The organism is Enterococcus durans NBRC 100479 = LMG 10746, assembly GCF_001544215.1.
Lineage (GTDB): Bacteria > Bacillota > Bacilli > Lactobacillales > Enterococcaceae > Enterococcus_B > Enterococcus_B durans.
Genome location: NZ_BCQB01000014.1, coordinates 18,254 through 37,462, shown reverse-complemented (window position 1 = coordinate 37,462; position 19,209 = coordinate 18,254). Strand labels below are relative to the sequence as shown.

The following is a 19,209-nucleotide window of genomic DNA, read 5'->3' as shown; positions in this document are numbered from 1 at the left end:
TAGTAATAAGAGAAAACACTTTTTCGTTGTGAAAAAGTGTTTTTTGTTTTGTCTGAAAGGAGGCAGATGGATGAAAAAATGGTTATTTGGTTTTTTAGGAGTCGCTTTAATCGTCTTTTGCAGTGTGTTTGGCTATGTTAGCTACCAAAAACATGAAGGAGAGGTGTTTAAGCAAAATATAGAAAAAAAGATGCCCGTAGATCAAATCAATGCACACGCAAAGAGTTATAAGGAGGATGCAACGAACGTCAATAATGATATGTCTTTGGGGCAAATGTTGTCCATACAAAAAGAAGCAATCGAAATGGGCGTCAATAAACAAGTATTTGCACAAATTCAGATTCCTGCACTTGGTTTAGCATTGCCAATTTTTAAAGGGGCAAATCAATACACTTTGAGTCTTGGAGCGGCTACTTATTTTTATGAAGATGCCGAAATGGGCAAAGGAAACTATGTCCTAGCAGGTCATAACATGGAAATGCCAGGTGTTTTATTTTCTGATATTCAGAAGTTGTCATTAGGGGAGGTGATGGACTTAGTTAGTAACGATGGCGTCTATCGTTACAAGGTAACGCGTAAATTTATCGTACCTGAGTACTTTAAATTAATCGATGGCGTTCCTGAAGAGAACTCTTTCTTGTCTTTGCCAAAGAAAGGAGAGAAACCCTTATTAACGTTGTTTACTTGTGTCTATACGTCACAAGGAAAAGAAAGATACGTGGTACAGGGAGAGCTACAATAACAAGGTTTTAATCAACGCGAGTCGTTGAAATATGAAATGAGGAGAGTAAAAAATGGCAATAAATCGGTATGTAAAAAAAGCTGGAATGCTTATTGGAATGTTAGGAATCATTGCAGGCTGCTTTCAGGGATATCGAGCATATGCAGAAGATATCACGCAAAAAACGCCACCAGAGAAGGTCAATATCACGGTTCATAAATTAATGTACGATCAAGGAACGCAATTGAATGTTGATATTGACGGGATCAAAAACGATGGTTATACGCACGATCAATATCCTACAGGTGTAACGAAATACAACAAGGCAGATTATGGTGATGTTGAGTTTACGTTAGGAAATATTACGGATCAAGTATTACCGACTGAAGATTCTGATCTAACCAACGCGAAAGTGGACGAAATCGTTAAAGATGTAGAAGACAAGGGATCTAACAGTGAGTACGTCAAGAATGCAACCAACAAAATTACTTCAGCTGTAGATGAAAATGGTGAGATTACTTTTGCTGATCAACCAGCCTATGTCAATTCCAAAAGGAATGTATATGTGGTTTATGAAAGTAAATCCGCTGCTGGATTAGTCACACAAAAAGCAAAACCAATGGTTGTGATTGCGCCAATGACTGATAATACAGGTTCAGGTTTTTTAAAAGACATTCACTTATATCCTAAAAATATTGTTTCTAAGTTGAGTTTTGAATTAACGAAATTTGGTGACGATGGCACAGCTCAAAGCAAACAAACACCTTTAAAAGGGGCAAAATTTGAGTTATACAAGGGCGAACCTGGAAAAGGAACAAAATTAGGAGATCTTGTATCGGATGATCAAGGAAAGCTGACTGCTACTGATTTGACGTTAGGAAAATACTATTTTGTGGAAGTTCCTTCAGAAGTTGTAGTGGGATCAGATAAAGAACCAACAGCAGATCAATATTTATTAGGCGCAGACGCTCGCAACGATGCGCACAATAAATTAACCTTTGAAATTACGAATGATGGCGTGACAAGTGACTTAAAAGCTTCATACGTAAACTATAAAGCACCAGTGATCGATAAAACAGTAACAAATGGAACAGGACAAGAACATTCTTTCCAAATTGGTGACGCAGTAAATTATCAAGGAACGATTCATATACCAACAGACATTGCAGGCGGAGCAGACGGTATCACAGTAAACGGAGTGAAAAGCGAAACTTCTCCTTACAGTGTATTTAAATGGGGGGATACAGCAGGACAAGGACTTTCTTATGTCGCTGCTAAAGCAAATATCAAAGTAACAAATAAAGATGGATCTGTGGTATTAAAAGAAAATACAGATTATAAAATCCAAAATTCAGAAAATGGCTTTGTGATCGATTTTATCGTGAATAATGGCCAAGTAAGTGATACTGTAGCAAGTTTACACGGACAAGATCTTCAAATGACTTATAACATGTATGTAAATGACAGCGCAGCTGTTGCCAATCCATTAACAAATAGCGTGGATTTCGTTTATAACAACAATCCATTTAATCAGGAAGAACACCACGAAAAAACGAAAGCTGACGTTGTGACTTATGGTGCAAAATTCTTAAAAGTCGATAGCGGACTATTTGGAACAGGAATCAAAGCAACACCGCTTGAAAGCGCAGAATTTGCTGCTAAAAACGCAGAAGGAAAATATTATGGTGGATTAGTTGATACGGATAAAAACGGTGTCAAAGAAGCAGTATGGGTAGACGATGTAGCAAATGCAGCGATCCTAAAATCAGATAAAGAAGGTCACTTTGAAATCACTGGTTTAACTGAAGGTGAATATTCACTGGAAGAAACAAAAGCGCCTGAAAACTATCAAAAATTAACGAAAGAGATCTCTTTCAAAGTAGACAAAGATTCATACAAAGAAGAAAACCGAATCACGATCAAAAACAATCAAAAAGCTTCCGTACCAATGACCGGTAGCAACGGTTTTCAAACGTATGTATTAATCTCTTGCTTGTTGCTAGGAGCAGGGGCACTTTCTGCAGTTGTTTACTTTAAGAAGAAAGCCTAGAAGGATCAAAACCAATGATTATCAGGAAGCCTAAGAAAAAGCGAATCATGGGTAAATGGATCATTGCTTTCTGGTTACTTTCAGCTGTAGGTGTCTTACTTTTGATGCCTGCTGAAGCGAGCGTGGCGAAATACCAACAAAATCAGCAGATTGCCGCAATCGATCGAACAGGAACGGCAGCAGAAACGGATTCTTCTTTGGATGTTGCTAAGATTGAGTTAGGCGATCCTGTTGGTATTCTTACAATTCCAAGTATTTCTTTAAAACTACCAATTTATGACGGAACGTCCGACAAAATTTTAGAAAATGGTGTAGGTATTACGGAAGGAACTGGTGATATTACAGGAGGAAACGGTAAAAATCCTTTAATCGCAGGTCATAGTGGACTTTATAAAGATAATCTTTTTGATGATTTACCTTCAGTAAAAAAGGGAGAAAAGTTTTATATCAAAGTTGATGGTGAGCAGCACGCTTATCAAATCGATCGGATTGAGGAAGTGCAAAAAGACGAACTACAAAGAAACTTTGTCACTTACTTAGAACCAAATCCCAATGAAGATCGAGTAACGCTAATGACATGTACGCCTAAGGGGATCAACACACACCGTTTTCTAGTGTATGGGAAGCGAGTAACCTTTACAAAATCAGAATTAAAAGATGAAGAAAATAAGAAACAAAAATTATCTTGGACATGGCTTTTAGGAAGTACTGTTTTTCTTTCAGTCATGATCATTGGTTCGCTATTTGTTTATAAAAAGAAAAAATAAAGGAGGGTAACCAACATGAGAAATAGAAAATGGCTATTTGTTTGTGCAGCCGCTCTTTTTTCTTTCACTGCCTACACACAGTTGACGTTTGCAGACAGACAAGAAAGCACGGATAGCACAGAACAAACAATCCAAACGTCAGATAGCAGCACGATTCAAAGCAGCGATGAAACCGTCGATTCGTCAACAGTTGATTCTTCAGAAGAACCTAAAATTGCTGAAGACGATCAAATAGTCAAACAGACCATTCACGTTCAAAAGATTATTTCTTCAGAACAATTAGACAACCAGGGGCATGAAAAACAAGAAGGAGTAAATGGCGCGAAGTTTTCTGTTTATGATGTATCGGACATTTTACAAAAGATGGATGTTAAGGATCTCACTACTGACCAAATTGAATCCCAATTAAAAGATCGAGTGAAAAAACTATCCAGTGATCAATTGAAGCTAGTTTCTAATGGAGAAACAAAGACAATTGATCAACAAACAGGTGTCTTTGAATTCTCGGTAGAAGTACAGGCAAATCAGAAACAAGCTTATTATATTGTCAATGAATCAAGTCCTGAAAACATTTCTAATAGCGAGGATATTTTGCTATTAACACCTGTTTCTGATAAAAACGGTGAATTCTTAAAGGATGTGTGGATCTATCCTAAATCAGAAGCTTCGCAACCTAAAGAAGAAGTAAAAAAAATCGTTTCTACTGGCGTAAAGAAAAACTTCTTTGAGAATTGTTGGGATTTTGTTACTCACTTGTTTTCTAGAGATTAAGGAAGAAATAAAATGAAACTGATCAAATTATTATTATTCAATCTTTCTTGTTTAACCGCAGTCTTTTTGTACTGCGGTTTATTATTTTCTAAACTATCTATTTTGCCAAGCTACCAACTATACCTAATGAGGATTTTAAACATACCAGCTGCTTCCATGCCGCTAGATATTATGGAAAAGCTCATTAGGAATCCATTATTTACTACGATCAATTTGATCGTTATTGTCGGAATTTCACTAGTCATTTATAAAAAAGAGGGGATGAAGGGATGAATTTTAAACACTCGTGGACAAGACGGTTAAAATATGTTTTTCCCATAATGATGATGTTAGGTACATTGTTTGGGTTAAAAACAGCCAATGTCTTTGCTGAAAAAGTTATTGTCGATCCGTCAAATCCAATCCAGAACGTAAAGAATAATTTTATTATTCCAAAAGATGTTCCTAATGCAAAAACAAATATTACTGTAAACGGAGCGTCAAAAGTTTACAAATATCATGTTGATGCCAACAAAGGTGGTTTTACAGACGACTACGTAGGATTAGTGGAGGGAAACAAAAATATACGCTATCCTTCTTTCCAAAAAGAATACGGTGAAACAAACCTTGTTTTAGAAGGCGTAACAACCAACACCAAAGTCAATATTGACTATGGAAAAATCGGTACGTATAACGGGAAAAAAGTCAATATCAAGCTAGTTCTATCTAATATTCACTTATACTCGGATACGTTGCCGTGGAATCTACTAGATAACAACTATACAAAAACTCATTTTCGAGACGATGGCTATAAAAATACGAATGGTGCAATGAGTAAATCTAAAAAAAGAACAGTACTTTGGATCTCAGACAATCTTTTCTCAGGAATTGTTTACCATTCAACACAAATGAATGTGCAGCTAGTAGCCACATATGAGGACGGTAGCCCCGTTCAATTTTCAGGAGATACATTTATCAGTTTTAACTCTTTGAACCCTGCAAGAGGAAAAAGCACGGATCTTAAAGGAGAATATGCCCACTATGACAAAATGAATAAGACAGATTGGTATGTCAGAAAAGATACGGTTCTTTCAGAATTTAAATCTTTCTACAACAATCTGAACGTGGTAGGTGGCCACCCAGGAGGAAGCTCTAGGCTGACACAAGCGGATAATGATTTCAATAATTTGCATGATAAATTAGGAGATCCGAAGTTTGGTCAAGGTACTGTGTCCTTTAAAATATCTGAAGCAAATCCGACGTTTGTGATTGGTTCTTCTAATGTTCAAACCTGGTTTACTTTATCTTCTGCGACAATCTTTAGTGTTGTTCCTGATCAACCTGAAAAAACAGGGGTTGATAAAAATGGAAATAACGTGAACGATAAAATGTTGCAAGTAGGAGACACGATTCAATATCGAATCAAACAGAAGGTGAATCGATTAGGAGTGGATTTACTAGCGGTTTACGATCGATTTGAGTTAATCGATAATTTACCAAAAGAAGTAAATTACGTCGATGCACACGTTGAAAGTGGTACAAATAAAAAATTCGATGTATCTGGTGAAGTGACCTATGACAAAACAAAACACCAGGTAAAATATGCAGCGAAAGCTGATACATTAAAAAATCGAATGAAGTATAACGGCGAAACTTACGAATTAGTGATCAATGTAAAAGTCAATGAATTGGCCAATCAAAATAGTGTAGCCAAAAATCAGGGAACGTCGATCATTAATAAAGTAGAAAAGGATACAAATATCATTACCGTTTATTTCCCTAAAATTCCAGTGAAAGAAGTACAACAAAATGGAAAAGATGTAAACGGACGAAATGACGGTAAGAAGGGTACGCCGACAGCTCCTTTAAACGCAGGATCTGAAGTACAATATCTAGTCACACAAAAATGGCACACAAAAGGCGTAGACGCTGCGTCAGATCACTACAAACAATTTAGTATTCAAGATCCAATTGAAGCTCGTTTGACATATAAAGAAGGTTCTGCGCAAGTAATAGATAAGAGTAAAGGAAAAGATATTACTTCTGAAGGCACACTAACCTATGATAGCAATTCAAGAACGCTGAAGTGGGAAGCTTCCGCTGACTTCTTAAGTAACAATCTTTTAGATGGACGAGAAATTCAGCTGATATTTACAGCTAAAACTCCATTACAATCAGAAAAAAATATTGATAACCAAGCCGTAGTAGCAGTAGATAATGTTTCTAATAAAACAAATGTTGTGACAATTGGGGTTGATCCTAACTTGCCACAGGTCATTGTTCCTAAAACAGGTTCTACACATTTAGTAACGATTTCAGCGGTCAGCTTACTATTACTTGTGTTAGCAACTTTTAGTTATGCGGTTCTGAGATACATTTAAAATAAAAAAACGAAAGAATGAATAAAATGAAAAAGTTAATAATAGTAGTTACTTCCTTGATTGCCATGATTATTATTTTAGTCGGATGTAGTAATGAAAAAAATAAACAAACTAATCAAGATAATGGCGTATTGAAATCAGGAACTATGTGGAAAGAAGAAGTAGGTGGTCTTATTTATAATTTGAAAATTATAGACGAGACTACCTGGGAATACTCTGAGAGTGTATGGCATCCAGATCCTGTACAAATAACAGTCAAGAGGCAAAAAGACTATAAAGGTTTAGAAAGATACAAAATAGTAGATTCAGCTGGTGTTAGGGAATTTATAAACAAATCTGATTCTTTATTTATTGTTGTTCCCTATGAGAAGAATGGCGTAAAAAAAATAATTTTTCTTGGATCTAGCAAGGATGAAAAGCGAACGAAAGAGAAATTGATTCACGATGGATCACAATCCAATAAATATAAGTTACAAAAGACTAGCGAGTGATTGCTAGTCTTTTTATTTGTCCTGAAGGAGGAATCACAGTGGCAAAAGCTAAAACGCCATTTGAAAAAGCCGCGTCTAAAATCTTAGAACGCCGCGGTGTATCTGAAACACAGTGGAAACAAGAAGTCCTTGAAAAAGCACAATTTGACCTATTACGGGGAAAAGACAAGGACTTAGAAGGATATATCTATCAACGTGAACGTGAAAAGCTTGTTTTCGATGAAATTATTAAACACTAAAAGGAGCGAACAATTTTATGTTTGAATCAATTACAATGAATTTTTTAACACAACCGAAAGTAGTAGCTGCGGTTGATATTTTTAGAGCATTACAAACTGCCGCAACTAGTTTAAAAAATAATCTGATGATTTTTGCTGCTGCTGCGGCCGTTGCTTCCATTGTTATTGGGGGTCTTTTCTTCCTATTTGGACGAAGAGGAGCTGAAAATGGGAAGATGCACGTAGGCTATGTATTGATGGGGGTAGGAGTTATTTTAGCAGCAGCTTCTATTGTGGTTTCGTTATTTGGATTGTTTGGACAAACACCTCAAGGATTATAAGAAAGTAAAAAAGTAGGAGTAAGAAGTAGTCGATACTTTTTACTCCTTTTTTATGAAAGGAGAATACTCATGTACTTTACGATTGCAGGCAATACCAAAACAGATAAAGAGTTAATAAAAAAAGCAACGAAGGAAGTAGGAAAGCGTACTTCTTTTTTACCGAAAACAATTAAATATTCTGTCATTGAAACGGAAGAACAGCTACATGTGTTAGGGAAAGTACTGGAACACGAAAGTCGATCTTCTGTTAAGTTGACTCTCACGTTACATGACACAGAAGGAAAAATAGAGAAAGCTGGTACAGAATACGTTTTTGGCCCACTGGATTATCAAATTTCAGAAGGTTTCTATCCTACATTGATGGATTTAATCCGCCTTGATGTGTTTAAAGAAACGGATGAAACTATGAGTGTGGAAGAGTCTTATCGAAACGAAAAACTTTTACAAGTTTTAGAAGAAGAGTTAGAGAGCGACCAAAGAAAAGTGAATCAAGGGAGTGAAGTCGAAGTAAATGAAGAAGTACCATGGGAACGACCAATATTTCCAAAGAAGGAGTCAAAAGAAAAAGAGACAGTCTATGTTGACGAACAAGCTGATATTCCGACTCAGAAATCGATATTTGAGGAAGAGAACGATGTGATGGGTCAATTGGAGGTAGATCCCTTTGAAGAAACAATGGAGGATGAAGAGACGGCCGAAGTAGAAGTTGATCCAGTTGAAGCTAATGAAGAGTCAACATGGACTGAAGGGGATTCTCAGGAATATATTGAACCACTTATCAGTGAAGAAGTAGAAAAAAACGAAATAGAGATACAAAAGGCAACTATATTTGATTATATTTTGGATCAATATCCGCCAGAGCATGAATGGATGAAAGAAAAAAACAAATTACTTTTAAATGAGCTTTATTCGAAATATCAATTACCCCAAACCTATCAAGCATTTTTAGAGAGTAAAGAAGAATTAATCTCACAGGGTAAAGGCACACTTTTAGAACAGTTAGAGTCTGTCCAATCAACAAATTGGCATGAGCTTGCACAAGAAGATTTATTAGCCACCTTTGAAGAACGTCAACAAGAAACAGATCAAGAAATTAATGAGTATGCGACGGAACAGTCGTCTAATTGGGAGAAAGCAAAAGAGGAACTAAATAAAGAAGAACAGCGAGTGATTGAAGAAGAAGTACAAAAAATTAAAGAGCGATACGAAAAGAAACGCGACAATGCGTATTCCTTGTGTGTAGAAAAGATCAATAATTTTACTCAGACGAATCAAGAAGCGTTATCGAAAGAAAAAGAAAACTTGTTAAAAGAACGTATTAAAGAACGAAAAGAAGAATTTTACCGAGGTTTGCGTACAGATAAGCTAAAGATTAGCAAAGAATTAAATGAACAACTGAATAAGCTATATCAAACAACGACTGAAGTTCTTATGGAAAAACACGAACAGATCCAGCAAGAATTACAAGTACAAATTCCAAAATGGAAAAAAGAGTATGAAATTCAACAACAAGAATTGAAAGAACAAGAAGAAAAACAACGGCAAAAAGAAAAAGAGCGCGAACAATTAGAACTAAAAAAACGTGAACAGGATCTTGCGGAACAACAAATGGCAATAGAAAAACAACGGTTAAACCAAGAAAAGGAAAAAGAAGCAGCTGCTCGTAAGGAACGTCAAGAACAAATGGATACATTGCGACAAGCTCAGTTAAATTATCTAGCACAACCTCAACCAACGCCTTCAGTAGCTGCTGTTCAAACCCCAATGAACAACCAAACAAATCTAACTCCTTCACCACAGCGTTCCTTTAACGGATGGATGGTGGGATGTATTGCAAGTTTAAGCTTGCTTCTAGGTGGAGGGACAGTATTTGCTTTTAATCATATCAATCAATCTTCACAGGCTGATTCTGTAGCCACAACGGCGTCAATCAAGGAAGAAGCCCAAGAACAAGCAAGAAAAGAGTATGAACAACAATTGGAAGAATTATTGAATCGTACCAATCAGTCAACAACAGAGTCAAGTATGGAAAATAGCAAAGAGAGTGATCCTAGTAAGGCTAAAGAAGGATCAAGCGATTCAACTGTACAATCAAACACTTCCGAAAGTTCAGAATCAAATGAGGTGAAATAATGCGTGTTAGAGAAACAACGAGACGAAAAGACAAACGATTCAATTTAGAAAAGAATAGGTATCTTTCTCATTTCTATCGCTATACTCCTTCAGGAGAAGAGCTACCAGAAAAACATGACAAACGTATTTCTCAAAAGATTTTTTATAGTGGATTAGCTTATCTTCCTTTAAACTATGTTGTTACAAGAATACCAGAAGCATTTCATCGATTTGAGATTATTCCAGGAAGTTTACAAGGAGTGAATATTTTTCAGTTACAAGAAATGCCGCAGTTATTCCATTTTGATTCAACTGGTTTTTGGAATCCTTTGACCCCAACAACAAGTTTAGGCACACGTTTAGTTGTTTCTACGATTTGTGTTGTTCCAGCTATACTTATGGGATTGAAAATGGACATGTGGTTTCGTCCTCTAGCAGATGGGCAAAAAGGAGATAACCGATTAAAAACGTTAAAGGAAATCCAACAAATTTATCCGCAAATACCAGAATCAAAGGGAGATTTTCCTGGTTATGGCGGAATACCAATTACTCATTATAAAAAGTACTGGTATATTCAGACGGATACAGTAAATACTTGTATTGTTGGTACTTCCCGTTCAGGGAAAGGACAGATAGAAGTTTTAGCAACCATTGACAATTTGTCTCGTGCAGAAAGACAAAGTTCAATGGTTGTTAATGATCCAAAAACAGAATTATATGTTGCTAGTAAAGATGAACTAGAAGCTAGAGGGTATGATGTGTATGCATTTAATATCACCGATCCACTGCAATCAATGAGTGATAATCCATTGGCACTCATCGTGAAATACTGGAAGCGAGGAGACATAGATACTGCAACGCAGTTAACCAATACTTTTACGAATACGATTTATTATGATGCCAATGCTTCAGACAACAAATACTTTAACGAAAATGCGCAGAAAGCTGTAAATGCGCTTATTTTTGCGTTGTTAGAACAAGCCGATCAAACAGGGGATTACTCCAAATTAACACCCAATAATCTTGTTGAGCTTCTTTCTGAAATTGGCGGTTTTAATTATCAAGATCCTGAGAATGATTACAAACAACTCAATGCCTTAGATGAATTCATGAATCAGTTACCACCTGGAAACATAGCAAAAAAACAATATGGGGCAACAAAAATTGGTTCTGATAAAGCAAAAGGGAATATTTTATCGACGGCAATCACAGGATTGAATCCATTTACCCTAACGAAAATTGCGAAAATGACTTCTCAATCAACCATTGATTATAAGTCCATTGGTTTTCCGAAGTATTTGGATCTCAAACTACACGAGAGTCTGTTAAATCAGCGAATTGTTGTAGAGTTTTATCATCAAGGGAAAAAATTTCATGAGGAACGTGTCAAAGTAGGTTATAGAGGTTTTTGTGAAATCAACTTTGATTGTCATTTAGAGCAGGGAGATCATGTTTGCTTAAAATACGATCATCAAGGAAAAGAATATGTTGCTTGGTATGAGTTTTCTCAAAGAGTATTGAAAGACGAAGAGGGAAATATCGTTTATCGAAAAAAACGAGAAGAAACCCATTTACCAGAATTAGAAAAAGAAGCTGTTCTAACATTAGATGAGGATAAAAGTAACTTATTAGTAGAGTCTATTCGGATGCACTATACCGATAAACCAATGGCTATTTTTATGCTCACACCTGATTATGATCCATCTAACCATATCATTGTTAGTATTTTTCTTAGTCAGTTGTATAAAGAATTATCTACGCAATGTGTTAAGACTAAAGGAGATAAATGTCACCGTAGGATTCATTTTATTTTAGATGAATTTGGGAATATGCCACCAATGGATAATATGGAAGGAATCATGACAGTCACAGCTGGTAGAAACATGTTGTGGGATCTGTTTATTCAATCCTATCAGCAACTTTATGCGAAGTATGGGGAACAAAACGCAGCGATTATCAAAGAAAATTGTCAGACACATATTTATATTATGTCGACAGACGATAATACCATCGAAGAATTTTCCAAAAAAGTGGGGAATAAGACGGTTGAACAAGAGAACAGTACCACCAATTTATTAGGTATGAATACTCATATCAATCGCAATGTTGATTCAGATCGTATCTTAACTCCTGAAAGAATTTCTACTTTTTTAGAAGGTGAAACGATTGTACTCGCTCCTTTAAAACGACAAGATTTGAAAGGACATAAAATACGGCCGTATCCTATTTTTAATCATGGGGAAACGAATCTTCCTTATGCTTATCAATATATTGAAGATTTCAATCCATCGTGGGATATCAATGATATAGACATACATTGTACACATGCGGACTTGGATCTTAAGGCTTTACAAATTGATTACGATTATTTTCTACCTGATATCTATGCACGTCGACTTTATCACAATATGCACGATCAAATAGAAGAGGAAGCTAAAGAAAACATTTTTATTAAAATCGTTCAATCTTTAGACAACTCAACGGCACAAAAGTTACTTATTCAATTTTATGAAGAGAAGCAAATAGATCGTTTGCAAGAATACCTTGAAAAATTGCATCAAAATGAAGAAATTACAGAGGTTATAAGGAAACGACTTTTGCTAGAAGCTGAAAAGGCGGTGAAAGAATGATCATTGGAGGAATATTTTCCGGCATTGCCGACTGGTGGTCAGGCTTATTTGGGGATGGGGATGCAGATCCCAAAACCGTAACGAAAGTCTTACAAGATTATGGTAATTATCTGCAGTATCAAGATGTATTCAGTTGGATTTGTAATACTTTTTTATGGGGTTTGATTAAAGGGTTATATAATCTCAATACTTTACTAGAAAAAACAATTTATCAAAGCTTTGATTTAAAAGACTTATTGAACGCTGCTGGTATTAATGAACTGTTTCAAAGTTTGATTAGTAAGGTATTGGCTCTTTTTTGTGTCGTCACATTAATTTATTTAGGCTTAAAATTTTTTATGAGTAAACATCCACCAAAAATCAAAAATATCTTGGTTAATCTATTTATGGCCATGATTTTGATTTTTGGTGGTAGTTCTTTAATCGATGAAGGGCTAAATATTAGTAAAAACTTTTACGGAGACGTGACTGTAGCAAATAAAGCAGATAAAACTGGATCACCTGCTTTTCAAATTATTCAAAATAATGTGATCGATGTGAGTACGCTACTAGAAACTGATCCGAATAAAGTAGAATCCCTACCAACAGATAAAAGAAATGCTCTCACGGCGAAAAACTTTAAGACAGCAAATATTAATTCAGTGATTATTCCTAAGGAAGCCGCTAAGATGGCGGATGAAGATAAGAGTGGTCTATCAGATATACAAAAGGATCGGCTAAGAGCGTTACAATACCGACTGGAACTGGATGATAATGGAAAAGAAATCCCTGTAGAGATTAGTGATGAGGGGTTAGCAAAATATGTGTATACTTCAGGCTATCGCCGATACATTAGTAGTCCAGGGATTATTTTAGCTGGTGAATCTTCTTTGTCGGTTGCCTATTTATTTATCTTGTTTACGATTGTAACTTGCATTATTGAGCTGGTATTTAAAAAATTCTATTTAGTAATTGCCGCGTCAACGGACTTTGAGACAGGACAACGGATGAAAAGTGCTATAGAAGATATTTCTCAATCCTTCTTGTTATTGGCGTTTACGATTTTAGAATTACGAATCTATACATTAATGCTGTCAGGTATCGGTGATTTGCACGCAGCAGGCAAGATCAACGGATTTTTGTATGTTGTCGCTTTAATTGTACTAACCATTGCGCTATTCAAAGGATCTCAATCTGTTACGAAGATTTTCGGTGTTGATACAAGTCTGAAAAACGGCAGCAATTCTCTTCTTAGCATGTTTGCCTTAGGAAATATTGCGAAAAATGTGGGTAGCGGAGCTAAAAACCTTGCAAGTGCTGGTAAGAGTGGTTTAAGCAATTTAAATGATATTCGTAAAAATGGATTTGGCAATCGAAAAGATGTTACCCCTGATAACGGGGAAGAACAATCAGACGATAAAGCTACAACTGTACCTAATAGTAAGAAAACAGTTTCCGAAATGTTCGGGAAAGCGAAAAATGGTGTTTCTAAAGCCGCAGAAGGTCTTGGTTACGTCAATGAACGTGGGTTGTTAAAAGGAACAGCTGAAGATCTTACAGAAAAAGCCAAAGACACCTTAGAAGAGAAATTAGACGGCACAAGAGCTAAAGAATTGGCTGAAGCTGTGAAGAATCCATCCGAAGCACTAGAAAAACAAAAAGAAAAAGCTTCAGAAGTCAAAGAAGGACTAAAAGATGCGTATGGTGAAGGACAAGTCAATGCAGCAGTAAAAGCTAATACAACAACCGAAAAAGAAAATCAAGAAGGTGCAGCGATTCCTTCAGCCAAAGATTACCAAGATGAGTTGGATTCTAACGAAAATTCAGAAGAAGGACAAAATGGTCAATTACCAAAAACAGATCCAGAACAATATCGTTATAAATCTAACATTAATTCTGAAAATGAAAAGCGCATTTCAGATTTACCAAAACGAAATCAAGAAGTACAAACGGATGATGATTCCATCGATCTGCCAAATGATAATGGAGTCGAAGTTGGAACTGAAAAATCAACGAAAATTGGTTTACCTAAGGCACAAAATTTACCAATGAAAGATAGTCGTTTGAATCAATTCAAGGAGAATGATCAAAGTTTTGTTCATCAATCAACTGCAGGTACTGTTCAAATGAAACCAAGTCGTTTGCCTGAAAATGGAAATCTGACAACTGTTTCTTACAATTTATCTGAAAGTGGTGAGACAGGGAATGCGTCCGTTCAAAATGTTGTGACAAGAGAAGCTGCACCAGAACCTATTCAAAAAGTTCACACAGGTTACAAACCAGCAAATGTGGCATTTACTGCACCAACAAAAATAAATGTAACAAGAGAAACTAAAAACAGGAACAATGAATTGAAAGAACAATTATTGAAGGATATCAAATCATAAAAGGCCTACGAGTTAGGCCTTTTTTCTATGTATGAAAAGGGGAAATCATTTATGGATAAATATATTAACATGAAAAATCCTCCAAGATTTAGTGGGGAATGGAAGTTTTTCGCCTTTTTCTTTTTAGATCTATTAACGCTTGGTGGTTGCTTTTTTTGGGCGAAAATAGTCAATAATCTTGTCCACTTACCACTCTTTTTTGCACTCTTGAATTATGGCTTATGGATTGCGATAGCTTTAGTGATTGTTTGGCGCCCCTATAATAACCCTGGTCAACGCCAGATTTTTGCGATTATCGAATCTATTTTCTTTACGGATAAGAACCACTATCATGCGTTAGATCCTAACCGAAATTATCATGGCACGTATAAGGAGGATGAATAAATGCGAGTCAAAGGACAAAATTCAGTTGATAAGAAATCCATTTTTCAGTTTGGAAAACCAGAAGAACGCTCTATCTTGGATTTATTTCCTTATAAATCCTGTACAGAAGAGGGAGTCTTAGTTACTAAAGAAGATCATTTTCAACGTTATTATCGTGTAGTTTCTACAGACGTGGAAGGATTAAATGAACAAGAGAAACTAGAACGAATGAATCAGTTGACCACCGTCATGCGTACGTATGTGCCAACAATTAAGTTAGTTAATTTGACCACAGAGACGGATCTAACGGAACAAATCGTGCAAAAGCGGCAGTTATTAGATAAAAATCGTATGGAACAATCCTTAGGAAGAAATCTACAGCGATTAAGAAAATATGAAAAGAAATTAGTAGAGGAAATCCAGGAATTGAAACGAGCAGAACAAGAACGTCCTGACTTAAGCTTCTTTTTCATCATTGAAGGAAAGACAATCAAGGATTTACAAACCAGAAACCGTCAGTTAATGCGATCTAGTGGCATTTTAGGGTTAAAACCACTCTACAAAAAAGAATTGATCAAGATTCTTTATCGAATGAATAATATGAATGATGAGTAGGAATGGAGAAGAGAGAATGAAATATCCGTTGATATGGTTAGAAAAAGATGTTCCGAAGGAAGAGACCACTAGAAAATTTCCTCACACTTTAAGCCTGGGTAAGTTGGGAAAAGGGCAATCTTTTCACCAAGTAAAGAATCAAACAAGAAGAGGTGACTGTACATGTTAGAAGCGATTAAAACAGCTTTTTCACCACAAAATGATCAAAAAGTACTTGATCCATTAAAGCAACTAGGAAATCGGGAAATCGAAATTTTAAAATCCAAAGGGTATGATTTAGATTTTTTAAAACAAGTGATGCCACAAGGTGGATTAAATTTCGATGAAGAGTATGTGACCTATGGAAATGGTTATTCACGGTGTGTGACAGTTTATCACTACACAAAAAATCCAACGCTTTTTTGGTTGGCCAATCTCATGAACAATCCTCATACAGTGGCCACACTCGATGTTAGCACAGATGAAAAGCAAAAAGTGATTGATCAAATCAATCGTGCCTTAGATGAATTAAATGATCGATCAGATAACGAACGAAAAGCGACTGACCGAAATAAAAGCGCAGAAGAATACCTGGAACTAGCGGAATATGCCCGAAAATTGACTTCTAATGGTGAAATTTCTAAACAAGTCAAAGTGAGAGTACATGTTTACGGAAACACGATTCAAGAAGTAGATGAACGAGCGCAGGAACTGATTGAAAATCTCAAAGGGATGGATTATCGTGCGGTGACCTATCTGCATAAAACCAAACGAGATTGGCAATCGATGTTTACCATGTTCGATGAACAAGCTGAATGGTTCGGAAATATCAAAGGGCAATCACTACCATCGTTAAACATTGGCGGAGGTTTCCCGTTCCACCACCAAACGCTAAAAGATCCAGGAGGTACACAATATGGGGAAACCATGACAGGCGGCCCATTTGTCTGGAATGCGACGTATAAAAATAGTGTACGGTTGTCTACTAATACCTTGCTTCTAGGAATGATGGGAGCTGGTAAATCGACCGTTCTTAAAATGATCGCGGAAGCCCATTTAGCTGCAGGAGACTTTATTTGGGGCTTTGAAAAGGGAAAAGACTTTATTCCTTTCTTAAAGGAATATAACGGTATTATGGTGCGTTTAGACGGATCTGACGGAATGATCAATCCTTTAGAGATATTTGCCACACGGACGTATGATGAAGCATCCAGTTTATATGACGATGGATCAGTCAAAGATTTGAAGATCAATGAAGCAGCGTCCTATCAAACGCACTTAGACAAAGTGGTCTATCAGGTACAGTTAGTGAGTCCTCAGCTAAAAGGAACGATGAAAGCAGAATTTAAGACCTACTTAAATCGTTTTTATGAAGAGTATGGAACAGCACCACGCGGCTTTACTTCCTCAAATTCGCGTTCAAATACTGATACGCAAGTCACAGGTAAAGATCCAGAAGCTTATCCGACGTTCAAAGAATTTTTAGACTTTTTAGGACAACTGGAATTACCAGGTGCTTCCCAAGAGAAAAAGAATCGAAAAGAAGAAATGGAATCCATCGTAGAATCCTTATGTGAGACGTATGGCATGATTTTTGATGGGCATAGTACGATTCGACACCTTGACCAACAACAGTTGGTCTTTTTTGACATTGACTCTATTACAGGCTTAGATCGAGGGGTACAACAATGTCAAATGTACATGGCGATGACGTTGATTTGGAATCAGGCATTGATTCAAGGACGAAGACAACGACGCTTAATTAAAGAAAAACAAATGGAAGAACAAGACTTCAAACGCTTTTTGGCGATGATCGATGAGTGCCATAATGCGATTAATCCAGATTTTATTGAAACGGTAAATTATGTCACAAACTTTCAACGAGAAATGCGTAAAGTAGAAGCAATGACTGTTTTAGCTACACAATCCCCACAAGAAATGGTGCCAGAAAATATGTCTTCTGATAACTTCTCGAAACTGAAGAAAGTCTTTGAATTTTCTTCTACGAAGATCTTTATGCGTATGGATGAATCTATTTTACGTCATATAGAAGGATTAGTTGGTAAATCAATGACAAACTCAGAATTAGAATCCATTCCTCAACAAAATCAAGGAGACGCTGTGATCAATTTTGGCTCAAAAGAAACCATTCGTGTTCATTTTAGTCCGAACAAACGTCAATTAAAATTGTTTGATGGAGGAAAATAATGGAAAACCAAAATGAAAGTTTAATCAAGCAGTATGTTAAGCGTCGTGCAAAGCGACGCTTATTTTTGTGGTTGTTTGGTACTTCTGCAGGTTTGATTACTATTTTGATTACTGTGTTCGTGACCCTTTTTCTAATACTTGCGGCGGGTTCGATTGATCATTCTGATTCAGATTCAAGTAGTGGTGGCGACGCTTTTACAGGAGAATATTCGGAAGGATTACCCATTTATAAAGAAATCAAAGGAAGAGGCCCTTTTTCTGATGAGATTGCGCAATATGCTGTAGGTGCAGCAGTGAAATATAAATTATTACCAAGTGTGATCCTTTCGCAATACGGTTATGAATCAGCGTTTGGTACATCGGCGTCCGCAAGAAATGATCTCAACTATTTTGGGATTACTTGGTTTGATGGTTGTCTGTTTCCTAAAGGAACTGCACGAGGAATTGGTGGCATTGAAGGTGGCTGGTATATGAAGTTTCCCAACTCAAAAGCTGCATTCTCCTATTACGGCTTTATGGTAGCCACACAATCAAATTTTAATGCGTGTGTAGGAAATAAAAGCCCTGGCGCAAGCTTATTGATCTTAGGACGAGGTGGTTATGCCGCTGCAGGAATTACTGAAGATAGTCCGTATTATACAGGTTGTATGTCAATTATCACTTCTAATAAATTAACCGAATATGATGAATTCGCGATGAAACATTGGGGTGAAGGTGGTAATGATAATGGCACAATTACTGGTGAATGGACGAATCCATTCCCTGGCAGCAGTTTAGATAAAAGTTCCTTCAGCTGTGGTCAATTATTTGGAACGAATCCAGGCGGTGAATTCCGTCCGAATGGCTTCCATGATGGATTAGACTTTGGTTCAGTTGATCATCCAGGAAGTGAGATTCATGCGGTTCATGGTGGAAAAGTCGTGTACGTTGGAAATCCTGGTATTTCAGGTTTAGGCGCATGTGTGATCGTGATCAATTACGATGGCTTGAATATGGTGTATCAAGAATTTGCGAATAGTACAGGAAATTCTCGTGTGAAAGTAGGCGATCAAGTGAAAGTTGGTCAAGTAATCGGGATACGAGATACAGCACACTTGCATTTAGGCTTCACTCGAATGGATTGGCGTCAAGCACAAGGACACGCATTCACAGATGATGGTACATGGATCGATCCATTACCATTTTTGAATAGCAGCAAAAAATAGATCAGGAGAAAA

16 protein-coding genes are annotated in these 19,209 nt (G+C 36.6%); all 16 read left to right on the top strand.

The annotated features are described in order from the left end of the window. Positions 1-70: 70 nt before the first annotated feature. On the top strand, positions 71-742 hold the full coding sequence (locus ED2_RS05745) for a class A sortase (protein WP_002338747.1): 672 nt from the start codon (positions 71-73) through the stop codon (positions 740-742). Positions 743-794: 52 nt separating this feature from the next. Then, positions 795-2,771, top strand: coding sequence for a pilin N-terminal domain-containing protein (locus ED2_RS05740; RefSeq protein ID WP_060789718.1), 1,977 nt, complete (start codon positions 795-797; stop codon positions 2,769-2,771). Between the two features lie 14 nt (positions 2,772-2,785). Next, a complete protein-coding gene (locus tag ED2_RS05735) occupies positions 2,786-3,538 on the top strand; it encodes a class C sortase (RefSeq protein ID WP_002316053.1) in 753 nt (250 codons plus the stop codon). Between the two features lie 15 nt (positions 3,539-3,553). Beyond that, on the top strand, positions 3,554-4,309 hold the full coding sequence (locus ED2_RS05730; RefSeq protein ID WP_002320589.1) for a pilin N-terminal domain-containing protein: 756 nt from the start codon (positions 3,554-3,556) through the stop codon (positions 4,307-4,309). A gap of 12 nt (positions 4,310-4,321) precedes the next feature. Then, the gene (locus ED2_RS05725) at positions 4,322-4,582 is read left to right on the top strand and encodes a hypothetical protein (RefSeq protein ID WP_002314405.1); all 261 of its coding nucleotides are present in this window, start codon (positions 4,322-4,324) and stop codon (positions 4,580-4,582) included. Next, the gene (locus tag ED2_RS05720; protein ID WP_005878749.1) at positions 4,579-6,669 is read left to right on the top strand and encodes an isopeptide-forming domain-containing fimbrial protein; all 2,091 of its coding nucleotides are present in this window, start codon (positions 4,579-4,581) and stop codon (positions 6,667-6,669) included. Before ED2_RS05725 ends, ED2_RS05720 begins: the two co-directional genes overlap by 4 nt. 26 nt (positions 6,670-6,695) lie before the next feature. Next, positions 6,696-7,160 carry a hypothetical protein gene (locus tag ED2_RS05715; RefSeq protein ID WP_060789717.1) on the top strand — a complete coding sequence of 155 codons (465 nt, stop codon included), beginning with the start codon at positions 6,696-6,698 and terminating at the stop codon, positions 7,158-7,160. Then, positions 7,157-7,399 (top strand): DUF5415 family protein, encoded by a 243-nt coding sequence (locus ED2_RS05710; protein WP_002305229.1) that lies wholly within the window; start codon positions 7,157-7,159, stop codon positions 7,397-7,399. The genes ED2_RS05715 and ED2_RS05710 overlap by 4 nt, the downstream gene beginning before the upstream one ends. A 17-nt stretch (positions 7,400-7,416) precedes the next feature. Further along, on the top strand, positions 7,417-7,719 hold the full coding sequence (locus ED2_RS05705) for a hypothetical protein (protein WP_002295662.1): 303 nt from the start codon (positions 7,417-7,419) through the stop codon (positions 7,717-7,719). Between the two features lie 69 nt (positions 7,720-7,788). Further along, entirely contained in the window at positions 7,789-9,852 is a 2,064-nt protein-coding gene (locus ED2_RS05700; RefSeq protein WP_060789716.1) for a coiled-coil domain-containing protein, read from the top strand. Beyond that, complete coding sequence (locus tag ED2_RS05695; protein WP_060789715.1) at positions 9,852-12,461, top strand: VirD4-like conjugal transfer protein, CD1115 family; 2,610 nt, start codon at positions 9,852-9,854, stop codon at positions 12,459-12,461. The genes ED2_RS05700 and ED2_RS05695 overlap by 1 nt, the downstream gene beginning before the upstream one ends. Continuing rightward, positions 12,458-14,827, top strand: a complete 2,370-nt coding sequence (locus ED2_RS05690) for a pLS20_p028 family conjugation system transmembrane protein (RefSeq protein ID WP_060789714.1) — start codon at positions 12,458-12,460, stop codon at positions 14,825-14,827. The genes ED2_RS05695 and ED2_RS05690 overlap by 4 nt, the downstream gene beginning before the upstream one ends. 51 nt (positions 14,828-14,878) lie before the next feature. Further along, on the top strand, positions 14,879-15,211 hold the full coding sequence (locus ED2_RS05685) for a DUF5592 family protein (RefSeq protein ID WP_002295656.1): 333 nt from the start codon (positions 14,879-14,881) through the stop codon (positions 15,209-15,211). Continuing rightward, positions 15,212-15,805, top strand: a complete 594-nt coding sequence (locus ED2_RS05680; protein ID WP_002318309.1) for a TraC-like domain-containing protein — start codon at positions 15,212-15,214, stop codon at positions 15,803-15,805. Between the two features lie 162 nt (positions 15,806-15,967). Beyond that, positions 15,968-17,992: a VirB4 family type IV secretion system protein gene (locus tag ED2_RS05675; protein ID WP_060789713.1), complete on the top strand. Its 2,025-nt coding sequence runs from the start codon at positions 15,968-15,970 to the stop codon at positions 17,990-17,992. Next, on the top strand, positions 17,992-19,197 hold the full coding sequence (locus ED2_RS05670) for a glucosaminidase domain-containing protein (RefSeq protein WP_060789712.1): 1,206 nt from the start codon (positions 17,992-17,994) through the stop codon (positions 19,195-19,197). The genes ED2_RS05675 and ED2_RS05670 overlap by 1 nt, the downstream gene beginning before the upstream one ends. The last annotated feature ends 12 nt before the right edge of the window (positions 19,198-19,209 follow it).

What these genes read in the sequence shown, in the direction of transcription:
- ED2_RS05705 (WP_002295662.1), top strand. Translation starts at nt 7,417, where the DNA reads ATGTTTGAATCAATTACAATGAATTTTTTAACACAACCGAAAGTAGTA.
- ED2_RS05745 (WP_002338747.1), top strand. Translation starts at nt 71, where the DNA reads ATGAAAAAATGGTTATTTGGTTTTTTAGGAGTCGCTTTAATCGTCTTT.
- ED2_RS05715 (WP_060789717.1), top strand. Translation starts at nt 6,696, where the DNA reads ATGAAAAAGTTAATAATAGTAGTTACTTCCTTGATTGCCATGATTATT.
- ED2_RS05695 (WP_060789715.1), top strand. Translation starts at nt 9,852, where the DNA reads ATGCGTGTTAGAGAAACAACGAGACGAAAAGACAAACGATTCAATTTA.
- ED2_RS05730 (WP_002320589.1), top strand. Translation starts at nt 3,554, where the DNA reads ATGAGAAATAGAAAATGGCTATTTGTTTGTGCAGCCGCTCTTTTTTCT.
- ED2_RS05700 (WP_060789716.1), top strand. Translation starts at nt 7,789, where the DNA reads ATGTACTTTACGATTGCAGGCAATACCAAAACAGATAAAGAGTTAATA.
- ED2_RS05725 (WP_002314405.1), top strand. Translation starts at nt 4,322, where the DNA reads ATGAAACTGATCAAATTATTATTATTCAATCTTTCTTGTTTAACCGCA.
- ED2_RS05685 (WP_002295656.1), top strand. Translation starts at nt 14,879, where the DNA reads ATGGATAAATATATTAACATGAAAAATCCTCCAAGATTTAGTGGGGAA.
- ED2_RS05735 (WP_002316053.1), top strand. Translation starts at nt 2,786, where the DNA reads ATGATTATCAGGAAGCCTAAGAAAAAGCGAATCATGGGTAAATGGATC.
- ED2_RS05690 (WP_060789714.1), top strand. Translation starts at nt 12,458, where the DNA reads ATGATCATTGGAGGAATATTTTCCGGCATTGCCGACTGGTGGTCAGGC.
- ED2_RS05680 (WP_002318309.1), top strand. Translation starts at nt 15,212, where the DNA reads ATGCGAGTCAAAGGACAAAATTCAGTTGATAAGAAATCCATTTTTCAG.
- ED2_RS05740 (WP_060789718.1), top strand. Translation starts at nt 795, where the DNA reads ATGGCAATAAATCGGTATGTAAAAAAAGCTGGAATGCTTATTGGAATG.
- ED2_RS05675 (WP_060789713.1), top strand. Translation starts at nt 15,968, where the DNA reads ATGTTAGAAGCGATTAAAACAGCTTTTTCACCACAAAATGATCAAAAA.
- ED2_RS05670 (WP_060789712.1), top strand. Translation starts at nt 17,992, where the DNA reads ATGGAAAACCAAAATGAAAGTTTAATCAAGCAGTATGTTAAGCGTCGT.
- ED2_RS05720 (WP_005878749.1), top strand. Translation starts at nt 4,579, where the DNA reads ATGAATTTTAAACACTCGTGGACAAGACGGTTAAAATATGTTTTTCCC.